The sequence below is a fragment of the Aquimarina megaterium XH134 genome, assembly GCF_000520975.1.
GTDB classification, from domain to species: Bacteria; Bacteroidota; Bacteroidia; order Flavobacteriales; family Flavobacteriaceae; genus Aquimarina; species Aquimarina megaterium.
The window spans coordinates 24214-38756 of the sequence record NZ_JACB01000035.1 but is presented as its reverse complement, the minus strand read 5'-3'; the positions used below and the strand labels follow the sequence as shown (position 1 = coordinate 38756).

Here is a 14543-nt window from a genome sequence, read left to right as displayed (position 1 = left end):
AGGCTAATCATATGATTAGCCTTTATTTTTTTAGTCTAAAAAATGGTATTTTTGAGTACACCGCCTAAAAAAACTTATTATGAAATCTCTACTCGATCCAGTCGTACATAATGAGATAGAAAATCGCATAAACAAATTATCCGTTACCAGTAGTGCTATCTGGGGAAAAATGAATGTTTCGCAAATGTTTCATCATTGTCAATTTCCATTAAAAATTGCTTTAAAAAAAGATCATCCCAAACTTAAACCCAATATATTGGCAAAGCTACTCTTCAAAAAATCTATGTATAATGATAAACCATGGAGAAAAAACTTGCCAACGCATTCAAAACTAAAAGTAGTTGAGCAAAAAGATTTTGAAACCGAGAAAGAAAAACTTTTACATCTTGTAACCGAATTTTCTAACCAAAGGGATAAAAAAGAATGGGAACCTCATCCAATATTCGGGAAATTCACTAATAAACAGTGGGGACAGTTACAATATAAACATCTCGACCACCATCTTCAACAGTTTAATACATAACTCCTAAAATACTAGTATAAAAAAGCATTATCCAGAAGTACTAAACCATGAGTTGTTAATCAATCCAACCCAAAAAAGTATAGAAAATTTACTATCAAGTCTATTGAAAACATTTTCAGTTTTCAATCCATTGTTTCACTTCGCTAAAATCCAATCCCCCATAATTACCACTACTCATAAGCAATAGTGCAGAATTATCTAAATCTTTCTGCTTTAAATACTGCTGAAAACTTTCTGGATCGGTATAAATAATGAGATCATTGCGATTAAAAGCTTCGGCAATTTGTGAAGCAGAAACTTCTTTAAGCTGTTTTATCTTTACTGCATGAGGAGAGTAAAACACCACTGCCTCATCGGCTGCATCCAAAGCGCCTTCATATTCTTTTAAAAACGAAGCATCCAGACTACTATAAGTGTGTAACTCGAGACAGGCCACCACATTTCTATTTTGATATTGCTCTTTTACTGCTTTTGTAGTTGCCTTTACTTTAGACGGGCTATGCGCAAAATCTTTATATGCCACAGCTTTATCGCTCTCTGCAATTTTTTCTAATCGTTTTGATGCTCCTTTAAAAGAAGCAATGGCCTCATAAAAATCATCCTCATCAATTCCCATATGCTGGCAAATCCATTTTGCACCAGCAAGATTATTCAAGTTATGTGCGCCAAAAATTTCGATAGGCATTTCTCCTTCAGGAGTATCTAGTAAAGTTTCTCCATCCTCTACGCGATACTGCGGAGTTACATATTCAAACTTTCGAATTGGATTTTCTGTTAACTCTGCTAGTTTTTTTACCTCAGTATCCTCTTGATTATATACTAATGCACCACCATTAACAATAGAATTCATAAAAATTCTAAACTGATCGACATACATATCAAAAGTCGGAAATACATTAATATGGTCCCAGGCAATCCCACTTACCAAAGCAATATTAGGGTGATACAAATGAAATTTTGGCCTGCGGTCAATCGGCGAAGATAAATACTCATCTCCTTCTAAAACGATAAAATCATTCTCTTCTGTAAGATGTACCATGGTATCAAAACCTTCTAATTGCGCTCCTACCATATAGTCTACTTCCTTATCATGATAGTGCAATACATGCAAAATCATAGAAGTAATCGTTGTTTTGCCATGTGATCCTCCTATTACTACACGGGTCTTATTTTTGGACTGTTCGTATAAAAATTCTGGATACGAATATATTTTCAACCCTAATTCCTGAGCCTTAAGAAGTTCTTTATTGTCCTTTTTGGCATGCATACCCAAAATAATTGCATCAAGATCTGAAGTGATTTTTTCTGGAAACCAACCAAATTCGGTAGGTAATAATCCATGTCGTTCTAATCTTGATTTTGAAGGTTCAAAAATAGTATCATCACTTCCTGTTATTTGATATCCTTTTTGATGTAATGCTATGGCCAGGTTATGCATCGCACTACCTCCAATAGCTATAAAATGTACACGCATAGTAAACTCTTAAATCAGAGAGTAAAGATACAATTAACAATTAGCTAATAAAATAATGAGGTAATGAAAAATAATTTCGAGTCTTAATTATTTTCCTCATTAAATCGTAGGGTTTCCTAAACAAAACAGAGACTTCCCTCATTTATCATTTTATCTGTTCTTTTTTAAGCCTTTCTTAGTCGTCAAATAAAATGTGGCAGAAATTTTGATTTATAGTAACAAAATTATCCTGACTCATTTCAAATACGTAGTTTTATGATGTTATTTACGAATTATGAAGCGTTATCATATAAAATAATACAACACTTATTTACGTTTGTTTCACAACCTAAAAAATATATGATGAAAAAGCATATCATCCTTATTATAATCTGTATATCAAACCTGTATATTATGAAAGGTCAAAATGACTATCAAAGTGATTGGAAAAAAGTAGAAGCTTTTAACCAGGAAGGATTACCAAAATCTGCTTTGGAAGTAGTTGAAACTATATATACTAAAGCGAAAAAAGAAAATAATGATAACCAGGTAATTAAAGCTTTTCTTCATAAGGCAAAGTATATGCTTACTCTAGAAGAAAACGCACAACTTACCATTATCAAAAACTTGAAAAGCGATATTAAAAATAGCGAGTTTCCTAAAAGAAATATCCTAGAAAGCGTTCTTGCCAACTTATACTGGCAGTATTTTCAACAAAATCGATGGAAATTCTACAATAGAACTCAAACTTCAGAAAAAGTTGATACCGAAGATTTTAGAACCTGGGATCTAGAAACATTATTTGCAGAAACACATCTTTACTACCAAAAATCTCTTAAAAATGGAGTTTTGGCCCAGCAAACAAATCTTAATAGGTTTGATCAAATCTTACAAACCGCTACCGATTCTAAAAAATATCGCCCTACACTATACGATTTTTTAGCTCATAATGCTTTAGATTTCTATAAAACCTCAGAAACCAATATCACCAAACCTTCGTATGCTTTTACTATAAATGATAAAAAATATTTACAGGAGCACACTGTTTTTTCGTCATTAAAAATAGAAACCAAAGACTCATTATCACTACAGTTTAATGCTTTAAAGCTATTTCAAGATTTAATAAAATTTCATGCAAGAGACAAAGCACCAGATGCTTTGATCGAAGTAAATATAGAGCGCATAAAATTTGTATCAGAAAATGCTGTTTTTGGCGACAAAAAAACTGTTTTACTCGAATGTTTACAATCAGAAAAAAAGAAATTTGCAACTCATAGTGCCTCAGCTTTATACGATTATCAAATTGCAAATTTATATAAAGAATATGCTGATACGTATATCCCAGAAGAAAACGAAACCCATCGCTGGAAATTAAAAGAAGCCTTAGAGATATGTGATGCTACAATTAAGAAGTTCCCAGATTCGAGAGGAGCCAACCAATGTGAAGCATTAAAAAGCCAGATACTTCATACCGAGTTAAACATCAAAACCGAAAAATACGTTCCAATACAAAAACCGGGCAGATTACTAATCACATATAAAAACCTGAATAAACTTTATTTTAACGCTTTTAAAATTACTCCTAAACAATTAAAAGACTTAAATAAATTATACAAAACTCCAGATCAGATCAAATTCCTGAGTTCCTTAAAGGCAACTAAAACATGGGAAGCAGAAATTTGCGATGAACATGATTATCAGACTCATACTACTGAAGTATTGTTACCAGAATTAGAACAAGACTCTTATCTTATTTTAGCAACGATATCAAAAGATCTTTCTCAAAAAAGTTTGTTTTCTTACGGAAATACCCAGGTTAGTAATTTAGCATTAACAGAAAACAGAACTCCAGAAAAATCTATATTTCAGGTTTTAGATCGTAATAATGGAGCACCCATTGCCAATGCCAAAATACATTTAAAAACAAATAATCAAAGAGGGTATGGCAACAAATTAGATAAAACCTTAATTACCGATGCCAAGGGTCAGGCTTATTTAACAGTAAATACATATCACTATGATGTTAGTATTACTGTTTCGCATGAGAAAGATGTAGCTAGATTTGAAGGGTACTATCTAAATCAATCATATAAACCAGATTATAGCACCAAAACAAATACTACCACTTTTCTATTTACAGATCGCAGTATTTACAGACCTGGACAAACCGTATATTTTAAAGGAATTATGATGTCTTCTGATGGCAAAGAAGAATTTAAAGTATTACCCAATCAGTCCACTTTTGCTACACTAAAAGATGTAAACGGACAAGATGTAAAAACGTTAAACTTTAGAACGAATGATTATGGATCCTTTAGCGGTGAGTTTATAGTTCCTTCTTCTGGACTTACTGGAGTGTATACTATACAAACTAATAATTACCACAGTACTTCTTTTTCTGTCGAAGAGTATAAACGACCTAAATTTGAAACTAAATTTAATCCAGTTAAAGAAACCTATAAAGTTAATGATGAAATAAAACTTACCGGAGTTGCCACAGCTTATGCTGGTAGTGCAATTACCGATGCCAAAGTAGTGTATCGGGTACATCGTAAAGTACAATACCCTCGTTGGTGCTATTGGTACCCAAGACATACAGTAGAGCCTCAGGAAATTACCCATGGAGAAACCATAACCGACGAAAAAGGAGAGTACAATATTAATTTTAAAGCACTTCCTGATCTAGGGGTATCTAAAGAGGATTTACCAATTTTTAATTACGAGGTTACAGCAGATGTAATCGATATAAACGGAGAAACACGTAGTACTACAACAATAGTTAATGTAGGATATCACGCGTTGACCGCTGCTATTACGATCAAAGATAAGATTGATAAAACACAAAAAGACAACACACTTACGATAACCACCATTAACCTAAATAATGAGTCTGTTGCTACAGCAGGAACAATTAAGGTTTACAAATTGAAAGCTCCTAAAAAACCTATGCGAATTCGCCCATGGAAAGCGCCTGATTATGAAGGTTTCAAAAAAGAAAAATTTGAAGAATTATTCCCACATGATGCTTTTAAAAATGAGCATGATTATCGAAAATGGGATAAAGGAAATATGGTACTGAATAAACCGTTTAATACTGCATCGACAAAAGAAAATGAAACAGGAACACAACAACTTTCTTTAGGTAACATCAAAAAGTGGGAGTCTGGTAAATATGTTATCGAATTAAATACCAAAGATCGATTCGGTCAGGATGTAAAGGATATCCAATACATTACCCTATATAGTCTGGAAGACAAAAATATTAGTGATCAGCAATTGTTTGAGGTCACTACCAATAAATCGAACTATAAAATCGGAGATGAAGCAATTGTTAAGTTTAGTTCTGCCTCAGAAGATATAACAATTACAGTAGACATTGAGAAGAACCATACTATTATCGAAACCAAAATTATTAAGCTCTCGAAGAATAGTAAAACTATTAGAATTCCAGTAACAAAAGAAGATTTGGGAGGATTTTCAATAGGGTACAGCTACCTAAATTACAATGGATACCAGAGCGGAGCAATAATAATTCCTGTACCTTATGAAGCTACAGAGCTTAGTATAGAAACCAAAACCTTTAGAGACAAATTACTTCCTGGTCAACAGGAAACCTGGAGTTTTACGATCAAAGGCCCTAAAGGTGATAAGGTAAGTGCAGAACTATTAGCAAGTATGTATGATGCTTCTTTAGATCAGTTCAGACCTCATCAGTGGTATTTTGATCCCATCAATCGCCCTACATATTATACGCAGAGCAAACGACATGCTACGCAGAGTTTTGGAGTGCTCACGTTTAGATTACAAAACCACAATAATCCATCATATCATTATAGTAGCCAGGGGTATGATCAACTAAACTGGTATGGTTTATACTTTGGGCAACAATATTTTGGAAGAAATAGAAATTACGATATTATGGAGAGTGGTGCTCCTGCACCAATGATGAAAAGATCTGCTGCCAAATCTGCCGTTGCCAATGAAGTAATGGAAGAAGCAGAATTTAATGCCGATGATGGAGTTGCCGGAGTTGCTGGCGATATTGTCGAGAAAGACAAGGAAGAAAGTAGAGCAGGAAAACAACAAGAACAAAAACAACAAGAACAGCAATCTCTTGAAGGTGTTAAAATTCGAAAAAACCTACAGGAAACTGCTTTTTTCTTTCCGCAATTAACCACCGATGCAGAAGGTAATGTAAGTTTTAATTTTACCGCTCCAGAGGCATTAACAAAATGGAAATTACAGCTTCTATCACATACCAAAGGGCTAAATGCAGCAACAACAACTTTAGAAACAGTAACTCAAAAAGAGTTAATGATTCTTCCTAATCCACCCAGATTTTTACGAGAAGGCGATAAGATTGTATTAAGTTCTAAAATATCAAATCTTGCTACCAAAGATCTTAATGGTATTGTAGAGTTACAATTATTTGATGCGTTAACCAATAAAGTGATAGATACCAAGCTTCAAAACAATAATGCTCGTCTAGACTTTATGGTAAAAGCCAAAGGAAACACTAATGTATCCTGGGAGCTTCAGATTCCCGATGATGTACAGACTGTTCAATATAAAATCATAGCAAAAGCAGGAGATTTCTCTGATGGCGAACAAAATGTACTTCCGGTATTAAGTAATCGAATGTTGGTTACCGAGACGTTACCAATGTGGATTCGTTCTGATCAAACAAAGACATTTACACTAGATAAATTAAAAGATAACACCTCTAGTACATTAAAACACCATAAGCTTACTCTGGAGATGACTTCTAATCCAGCTTGGTACGCCGTACAGGCACTACCCTACCTTATGGAGTATCCATATGAATGTGCAGAGCAAACATTTTCGAGGTATTATGCAAATACCTTAGCTAGCCATATCGCTAACTCTAATCCTAGAATTCAGGAAGTATTTAATCAATGGAAATCTAGCGATGCCCTACTAAGTAATCTTGAAAAAAACCATGAATTAAAATCCCTGATGATTCAGGAAACACCTTGGTTACGTGATGCACAAAGCGAAACCGAACAAAAGAAACGAATTGCTTTACTGTTTGATCTTAATAAAATGAATAATGAACTACAATCTGCATTAAACAAATTAAAACAAATGCAGTATGGTTCTGGTGGGTTCCCATGGTTTCAGGGAGGAAGAGAAAACAGATTCATCACGCAACATATTGCCACAGGTTTCGGACATCTAAAAAAATTAGGTGTTACTCAATATGATAGAGATACTTCGACTATGCTACAAAATGCAGTTCGTTTTCTGGATGCAGAGTTTGTAAAAGAATACAAAGAACTTAAACGGTATTGTGAAAAAAACAAGATTGATATTAATAAAAATCATTTAAGCTATACTCAGATTCATTATTTGTATATGCGTAGTTTCTTTACCAATATCAAAAGGCCAAAAAATACTAACGAGGCTTGGAACTACTATCTTGGACAATCCAAAAAATACTGGTTAAATCAGAGTTTGTATGCACAGGGAATGTTAGCCTTAATAACACACCGAAACGATGATAGTGCAACAGCTAATAAAATCATAAGATCACTAGACGAAAAAAGTATATCTAGTGAAGAATTAGGAATGTATTGGAAATCTAATACAGCAAGTTGGTTCTGGTATCAGGCTCCAATTGAAACTCAATCTTTAATGATTGAAGTCTTTTCTGAAGTGGAAGCAGAACCTAAACGAACCGAAATTGTTGATAATCTAAAAATCTGGTTACTTAAAAACAAACAAACCAATCGTTGGAAAACCACTAAAGCTACTTCTGATGCTGTATATGCATTATTACTACAAGGTAGTGATTGGTTATCGGTAACCGATATGGTAGATATCGTATTAGGAGATCAAAAAATCGATCCGGGTAAAATGGAAGATGTAAAAGTCGAAGCTGGAACAGGGTATTTTAAAACCTCCTGGAATGGTAATGAAATAAAACCTAATATGGCAACTGCCAAAATCTCTAAAAAAGGAAAAGGTATTGCCTGGGGAGCTTTATACTGGCAATATTTTGAAGAGCTAGACAAAATCACTTCGGCAAAAACACCACTCTCTTTAAAGAAAAAATTGTTCCTAAAGAAGAATACAGATACGGGTGAAGAAATTACAGAAATTACTTCAAAAACTAAGCTAGAATTAGGTGATCTGATAAGAGTACGTATCGAATTGAGATCTGATCGTGCAATGGAGTTCGTTCATATGAAAGATATGAGAGCATCTGGTTTAGAACCCATCAATGTAATCTCACAATACAAATGGCAAGATGGTTTAGGATATTATGAAAGTACGAAAGATGCTTCTACAAACTTTTTCTTTGACTATTTACCCAAAGGAGTATATGTTTTTGAGTATGACCTTCGTGTCAATAATAAAGGAGATTTTTCTAATGGTATCACCACGATACAAAGTATGTATGCCCCAGAATTCTCTAGTCATTCTGAAGGAATCAGAGTAACCATCAAATAGAATAATACATTTCTTTTAATTATTTTAGTCTTCTCCAAGTTTACCGAGTACAGTTTGGTATTCTTGAAGAAGACTAACTAATATTCAGACTTTATCTTATGAGGATAATCAAAAAGATATTTAAATACATTGGGATCATTTTAATACTCCCGGCATTATATCTTATCATATCTTTGGTATTAACCTATATTCCAGTAAATGGAAAACAAGATAGCGAAGAAAAAAATCATACTGTTTACCTGAGCTCTAATGGTGTTCATTTAGAAATTATCATTGCCAAAAACGACCTAAATACTAGTGTATTAGAAGATCAGTTAGATACTCCTCAGGCACAATATTTCTCATTTGGCTGGGGCGATAAAAACTTTTATGTCGAAACTCCATTATGGGCTGATCTTACATTTGTTAATGGATTTCAAGCTTTATTTCTTAATACTCCGACCTTATTACATGTTACCAGGCATTCTTCTATGCAAGAGGATTGGGTAGCTCTAAGAGTCAATCAAAAACAACTCACAAAAATAAACCAATATATCTCTGCTACTTTTAGACTAAATAGTGAAAACAAAAAGATAGTATTACCCGGTTTAGGGTATTACAAAAACGATGACTTTTATGAGGCTACAGGAAATTATACATGCTTTAACACTTGTAATAGTTGGGTCAACACCGGATTGAAACAAAGCGATATAAAAGCGTGTTTATGGACACCCTTTGATTTTGGATTACTGGGCATGCATAAAAATCAATCTGATAGATAAAAAAAAACCTGCCTGGTTTTAAACCGACAGGTCTAGAAATATTATAAAGATGTAATTTTATTTCTTGGGCATCATTACTGCATCTATGGTATGGATAAGTCCATTAGATGCCTTAACATCTGTAGTCACCAGATTACCTCCATTACCCATTTTATCGATAAGAAAAACTCTATCCCCTTTCATTGTTGCAGTCAATAATGTTCCTCCTATTGTTTTTAATTTTACACTTCCGTTACCTTCATTAATCGCAATAACAATATCTTCTTTTGTAATTACATTAGGTATGATATGACAATTCAAAATAGCTTTTAATTGCTCTTTATTTTCTGGTTTTAGCAATTTTTCTAATGTGATCGGGTTTAATTTATCGAAAGCTAAATTTACCGGGGCAAATATGGTAAACGAACCATTATCCTCTAGTGATTTTGCTAATTCGGTCACTTTAATTGCAGATGTGAGTGTAGAAAACCCTTTATCCATAGAAGCAAATTCGAGTATAGTGGGTAGTTTTTCTTTAATAGTTTCCGAAGGTGTTACATTCTGTGCTATTAATTTTTCGTTTTGTGTAGTCCTATCATTTTTCGTTTCACTACAGGCGGTCAGTAATAACAATCCGGATAAAGCAAAAACTGGTAATACATTTCTAATTTTCATTGTAAGGATTTTTCGTTTTTTTGTTTGTATGGAAACGGCAAAGAAGCATTTTTCTTTGGTAAATTTTGGTTAAATAAATCTTAACAAAACACTAAATTCATTATTCAACAAATTTTAAGAGCCAAAGAACACTACTATACAATTACTCTATAAAGGTAGCAGGGGGAGCAAAATTATAAACGTCAACTTATTATCCGTAACGTTTCTTCTAGTATTCGTTTTTAGTCATACTCATAATGCATTTCTTAATCTAGATTATTTTTTTAGTCATCTTATATATTGAATTTTGTCTTAAGCAAATAAAATCAATGACATGAAAAAAGATCGGATCGATATTAGTGAGGTTAATCCAAATGCCTACAAGCCTATTTTGGCACTTTATGATGATATCAAAAAAAGTTCATTATCTGACTTAGAGTTTTTATTGATAGAAATTAGGGCTTCACAAATTAATGGTTGTGCCTACTGTGTGCAAATGCATATTCAGGAAGCTGTTAATCAAGGAGAAAAACAATATCGCATACATGCTTTGCCTTTTTGGAGAGAATCTCCTTTTTTTACTGAAGAGGAACAAGTCATCCTGGAAATGACAGAAGAAATAACACATATTTCTGCAGATGGATTAAGTGATGAGTTATATCAAAAAGCCATTCATCTTTTTGGTGAAAAAAAAGTGGCAGACATTATTATGGCAATTTGTTGTATCAATGTATGGAATAGAATAGGAAGAGCTACTTTAATGACTCCAATACCTTCTTAAAAAGAATTAAATTTTTATATCAATGAAGATTATCAATATCTAACTCTTTCTAAGAGTAAGTATTGCTTTAGGTTTTTTATCTGCTGTGGCAGACCGATTTGGGCTTAGCATCATCAAAGAAAAATATCTCGAAATCGATACATTATTAAGTAAAAAGTAATCAGCATAACACATTAAGATCTAGCACAGAAGGTAAACTACAAAGTATAACTCTATTTTTATACTTCTGTGCTCATCTATATTTTTAACATTCAAAACAATACAACATGAGTTTGGTTACTTCTTAACTCATAATTATTTTATTGTTTCATTAGCTGTTTTACTATCGACACCTACAATTTCTAATCTATAAATTAATTCTCCGTATTTAATTCGATTAGGCATATCCTCATACACATCAATAAATGTGCGATCTGTATAACTTTCTGGAATTAAAAAAGGCCTGTTTCCCATGTAAGTCTCTACTATCAAAATTTCATCTTGATGTGCCCCTACTGCTTTAGACATCGTATTGGCCAGCGAGCTCCCTTCATAAGCTGCTGCCATATTTACAACTCTAAAATCTTTATCCATAGCTATATCAAACCTGTAATAATTATAGTTTGATTCTTCTGGATTAGGTAAACTAAATGAAAATTCAAATTCGTTTTCCAGTACTTCTTCATGATCCCATATTTTAACCAAATAAGTCCCGGGGAGGAGTTTTCCATTTGTAGTATTTCCTGGATCAATTATTTCGTTTATTGCCCAAACATCACTTGGTGTACCATCTTCATAAATCATCTCAAAAGTAACTGACTTTTGCTCTTCACTGGTATTAAACAATCTAAAATGCTGTCTTGCTCCATCCTGTTCATTTGCTATAACACCAAGAATGATTGCTCCTAGTACCAAAAAAATAACAAATCCGATAAAAAATTTTATAACTATTTTCATATTAAATTTTCTGAAATGTATTACCCGTTGTACTTAGTACTTTTTTCATAAGATTTGCATTCTCCTCTTTATATTTTTTAAGTATAATCGATTTAATAAGAGTCATCAAAATCATTCCTGGAATAAGAGCTATAACTCCTCCCAAAGCTCCTGCCAATTTATAACCTGGTAAAAAATCTAATGGTGCTATATGATTAGCTCCCATATAAGCACCTATAAGCATAAAAGGAAAAACTATAGCATACATCAAGAAACTACCAATCTTTGTAGATTCTGAAATCTCTATATTTAGATCACCAGAATGTTGTTTCTTCCAATTTAGAGATAATGAAGCACCGATTTTATTTCCTTTTCTTATTTTTATGTCATAACTCCAATCGTCTTCTATTTCGGTGTCTTTCCCTAAAGAAACTATATATTCATCTCCAAAATTATTATCTAACTTAGCTGCTAATCCAGAAACAAATTCTTTTATTTCTTCTTTTGCTGCATTTACATTTTCTGTATTTAATTTATAAACCATTTGCTATTATTCATGTATTAAAAATTGCTTGATCCTCTTTAATTATACTTTCTATTTCTTTTTCAAATCGTAACCATTTTGGTAATAATATTAAGATGGGAAGAATACCAGAGACTAGTATTCTTGCCATTGTTGATGGCGAAAACCCACTTATTACTATATAGTTTTTATCAGATTTAGTTTTCAACTTAACAGAAGCACCTATCCAGTTATTCTTCTTAATAACAACATCTGCTCCTATCAAGGAACTTAGATACACCTCATATCCAAAAGAAGAAAACATCATGTTTAGATAATCTTTTAATACTTCTTTGTTAAGAGTTTTCTCTGTGGTTATTTCAATTTTTCTCGCCATGTTTAGTTTCCTACAATTTTATAATCGTTTTATTTAAATGCAACCTTGATTATTTGTTGGTTTAAACCAACAAATCTTTTTAGGAGAAGGGATAGATCTTCTTTTGATTCTAAAAGAGTATATTTCCTTTTGTTCAAATTAAAAGGTTACAATTTTTGATTCAATTCATTTTCCCACTCTTCATAATTTTTCACAATGATCCTATATGTTTCATTTTGTTTACTTGTAACCTCCAGGACATTTTTTGTTACACCATGTTTTCCCTGGGTTATTTTCTGTATTTCCTTAAACTCAAGATTAAATCCAAAACTTTTCTTTTCAACTTGTTTTTTGAGTAAACTACCCAAAAGCCCTAATCCACTTACACCAGTCTTATGGGCATCTAACACAAGTCTATTGGGTGTTAAATAAAGTGTTCCCTGCATCAAGTTTACTTTTGATTTAAGATATCCTACTTTTTCTTCTTTTTGGATTCCTTCTTTTACTAACTCTTCTTTCATAACTATTTTTTTTACTGGCTAAGTAACCTTTTCTATAATCAGTACCTGTATTTTGTTGTTTATTTCACTTTATCACAACTTAATTCTCCTCTATGACCAATGGTATGCTGTTTGATGTTTTCATCATATTGCCCATTACCTAAATAGGCTTTTAAAAATCCAAAATTTCTATAACCACAGCCTTCATCATCAGAATATAGCACATCACCTTCTACATAATTTCCCGTAATATTTCCATAATCATCCCTTAAGATTTGCCAATCTAATGTGATCATAACTTTATGAAATTTCACCCCTGGCCAGTCTTTCGTATTTGCCCATAACTCAATTTGTTGCATCATTTCTGCTTCCAAATTTGCATTATGTTTTACAGGAGTAGGTGCTCTTTTTGCTTTTAAAGCTCCTTCTTCAATTTCTTTAGCCATCATTATTAAACTTTCTGTTCCCTTTGTTGTATCATAGGTTATCGTACCAAAATAGAGTTCATCTTCCTGATCCATTTTCCCATCGGTAAGTGAAATTCTTAAATTATGCTTATAAGGATCTAAGCGCTCGCCCATTCTTCCCAACAAAAAGGAAGCTCCATCTCTATCCGTTTTCATACTCTCTAGAGAAGAAGGAACTATTTGAAATACCGCATAATTTTTCTCTAAATCTGCTTTTTTCAACCTTTTCACGGTACATTGATTTACTACTTCATTTTCTTTTGGCAACAGATCTTTCTCCATTTTATCCATTCCTATAGTTATCCAATAGTGATTTCGTCCAAAATTATCTTGAAAACGATTACTTAGCCGTTTCAAATAATAGCTATCTTTCATTTTTGCAGGAAAGTAAGCCACTCCCCAAATTTCATCTCCAACTTTAAAATCTGTTTTTATTGTTGATACATCTTCGTTACCAACAGTAGGCTCTTTAGAAAAGAAAACTATTTTCCCAACATTCTTTTGATGAAAATCTGACGTTGCATCTTTCACAAAATATTCTAAAGGCCCTTTTTCTTCCTCCTCCTTCTTTTTCTTTTTCCCCCAAAGGCTTCCTAACTCCTTAGATAATTCGGACTTAATACCTAGTTGTTTTTTTGCCGCTTTTAGTTCTTTTTTACTAATCGCCAAAACTTCTTTTTTTATGACCAGATTCATATCTCCTAATACCAGAAGTGTTAAAAGGTTATTCTTTTTTGTCAAAATGTAACTTTCTTTAGTATCAACACTTTCATAACTACCTGGTATGTTTTTTAGTAATGAAAAAGCCATCTCTGAAGTTCCTCGATATGTATCGAATGTTGCTTTTATACTTCCATCTCTTCTATTAAGAATAGTAATTTGATTTATTTTATTTCCGCTCACAAAATAGAGTCCATCAGGAATTTTTTGAGCACTTGTCTTTACAGAAAACAATACTAAAATGACAATGAGAATACTCTTAAATTGATTCATATTATTAAAGGAATTTTTTAAGTGTTCAAATATAGATATCGGTCAAAACAAAAATAGCTTTACTTCATATCCGCATTGCTTTTAGTGATATTCGATACGTATTATTTGATATTTGAAAAATTAGCAAAGAACCTTTCTGGGGTTATAATGGGAATTTTGGCTTTT

11 protein-coding genes are annotated in these 14543 nt (G+C 32.7%); 4 read left to right on the top strand and 7 right to left on the bottom strand.

Translation table 11 applies throughout. The features are described from left to right. Positions 1-79: 79 nt before the first annotated feature. Complete coding sequence (locus tag Z053_RS0118260) at positions 80-523, top strand: DUF1569 domain-containing protein (protein WP_025666432.1); 444 nt, start codon at positions 80-82, stop codon at positions 521-523. A gap of 115 nt (positions 524-638) precedes the next feature. On the opposite strand, the gene Z053_RS0118255 is transcribed toward Z053_RS0118260, so the two are convergent. Then, positions 639-1997, bottom strand: a complete 1359-nt coding sequence (locus Z053_RS0118255) for a UDP-N-acetylmuramate--L-alanine ligase (protein ID WP_025666431.1) — start codon at positions 1995-1997, stop codon at positions 639-641. A gap of 393 nt (positions 1998-2390) precedes the next feature. On the opposite strand from Z053_RS0118255, the gene Z053_RS0118250 reads away from it, so the two are divergent. Both Z053_RS0118250 and Z053_RS0118245 read left to right on the top strand, forming a co-directional pair. Continuing rightward, the gene (locus Z053_RS0118250) at positions 2391-8450 is read left to right on the top strand and encodes an alpha-2-macroglobulin family protein (RefSeq protein ID WP_241459842.1); all 6060 of its coding nucleotides are present in this window, start codon (positions 2391-2393) and stop codon (positions 8448-8450) included. A gap of 98 nt (positions 8451-8548) precedes the next feature. After that, positions 8549-9211, top strand: coding sequence for a TIGR02117 family protein (locus Z053_RS0118245; RefSeq protein WP_025666429.1), 663 nt, complete (start codon positions 8549-8551; stop codon positions 9209-9211). A gap of 57 nt (positions 9212-9268) precedes the next feature. On the opposite strand, the gene Z053_RS0118240 is transcribed toward Z053_RS0118245, so the two are convergent. Next, complete coding sequence (locus Z053_RS0118240; protein ID WP_025666428.1) at positions 9269-9865, bottom strand: fasciclin domain-containing protein; 597 nt, start codon at positions 9863-9865, stop codon at positions 9269-9271. A 313-nt stretch (positions 9866-10178) separates the two neighbouring features. Here Z053_RS0118240 and Z053_RS0118235 point away from each other — a divergent pair, with 313 nt between their 5' ends. Beyond that, on the top strand, positions 10179-10625 hold the full coding sequence (locus Z053_RS0118235) for a carboxymuconolactone decarboxylase family protein (RefSeq protein ID WP_025666427.1): 447 nt from the start codon (positions 10179-10181) through the stop codon (positions 10623-10625). A gap of 294 nt (positions 10626-10919) precedes the next feature. Here Z053_RS0118235 and Z053_RS0118230 read toward each other — a convergent pair whose 3' ends face one another. From Z053_RS0118230 to Z053_RS0118210, 5 genes are all read right to left on the bottom strand, one after another. After that, positions 10920-11561, bottom strand: a complete 642-nt coding sequence (locus tag Z053_RS0118230; protein WP_025666426.1) for a hypothetical protein — start codon at positions 11559-11561, stop codon at positions 10920-10922. A gap of 1 nt (position 11562) precedes the next feature. Then, on the bottom strand, positions 11563-12084 hold the full coding sequence (locus tag Z053_RS0118225) for a hypothetical protein (protein WP_025666425.1): 522 nt from the start codon (positions 12082-12084) through the stop codon (positions 11563-11565). 10 nt (positions 12085-12094) lie between these two features. Beyond that, positions 12095-12439, bottom strand: coding sequence for a hypothetical protein (locus tag Z053_RS0118220; protein WP_025666424.1), 345 nt, complete (start codon positions 12437-12439; stop codon positions 12095-12097). Positions 12440-12585: 146 nt separating this feature from the next. Next, positions 12586-12939: a hypothetical protein gene (locus Z053_RS0118215; protein WP_025666423.1), complete on the bottom strand. Its 354-nt coding sequence runs from the start codon at positions 12937-12939 to the stop codon at positions 12586-12588. A gap of 59 nt (positions 12940-12998) precedes the next feature. After that, complete coding sequence (locus Z053_RS0118210; protein WP_025666422.1) at positions 12999-14378, bottom strand: hypothetical protein; 1380 nt, start codon at positions 14376-14378, stop codon at positions 12999-13001. Positions 14379-14543: the final 165 nt, after the last annotated feature.

Excerpts from the sequence above, each read along its gene's own strand:
- Z053_RS0118250 (WP_241459842.1), top strand. The coding sequence starts at position 2,391 with ATGAAAGGTCAAAATGACTATCAAAGTGATTGGAAAAAAGTAGAAGCT.
- Z053_RS0118260 (WP_025666432.1), top strand. The coding sequence starts at position 80 with ATGAAATCTCTACTCGATCCAGTCGTACATAATGAGATAGAAAATCGC.
- Z053_RS0118225 (WP_025666425.1), bottom strand. The coding sequence starts at position 12,084 with ATGGTTTATAAATTAAATACAGAAAATGTAAATGCAGCAAAAGAAGAA.
- Z053_RS0118210 (WP_025666422.1), bottom strand. The coding sequence starts at position 14,378 with ATGAATCAATTTAAGAGTATTCTCATTGTCATTTTAGTATTGTTTTCT.
- Z053_RS0118245 (WP_025666429.1), top strand. The coding sequence starts at position 8,549 with ATGAGGATAATCAAAAAGATATTTAAATACATTGGGATCATTTTAATA.
- Z053_RS0118235 (WP_025666427.1), top strand. The coding sequence starts at position 10,179 with ATGAAAAAAGATCGGATCGATATTAGTGAGGTTAATCCAAATGCCTAC.
- Z053_RS0118240 (WP_025666428.1), bottom strand. The coding sequence starts at position 9,865 with ATGAAAATTAGAAATGTATTACCAGTTTTTGCTTTATCCGGATTGTTA.
- Z053_RS0118215 (WP_025666423.1), bottom strand. The coding sequence starts at position 12,939 with ATGAAAGAAGAGTTAGTAAAAGAAGGAATCCAAAAAGAAGAAAAAGTA.
- Z053_RS0118230 (WP_025666426.1), bottom strand. The coding sequence starts at position 11,561 with ATGAAAATAGTTATAAAATTTTTTATCGGATTTGTTATTTTTTTGGTA.
- Z053_RS0118220 (WP_025666424.1), bottom strand. The coding sequence starts at position 12,439 with ATGGCGAGAAAAATTGAAATAACCACAGAGAAAACTCTTAACAAAGAA.
- Z053_RS0118255 (WP_025666431.1), bottom strand. The coding sequence starts at position 1,997 with ATGCGTGTACATTTTATAGCTATTGGAGGTAGTGCGATGCATAACCTG.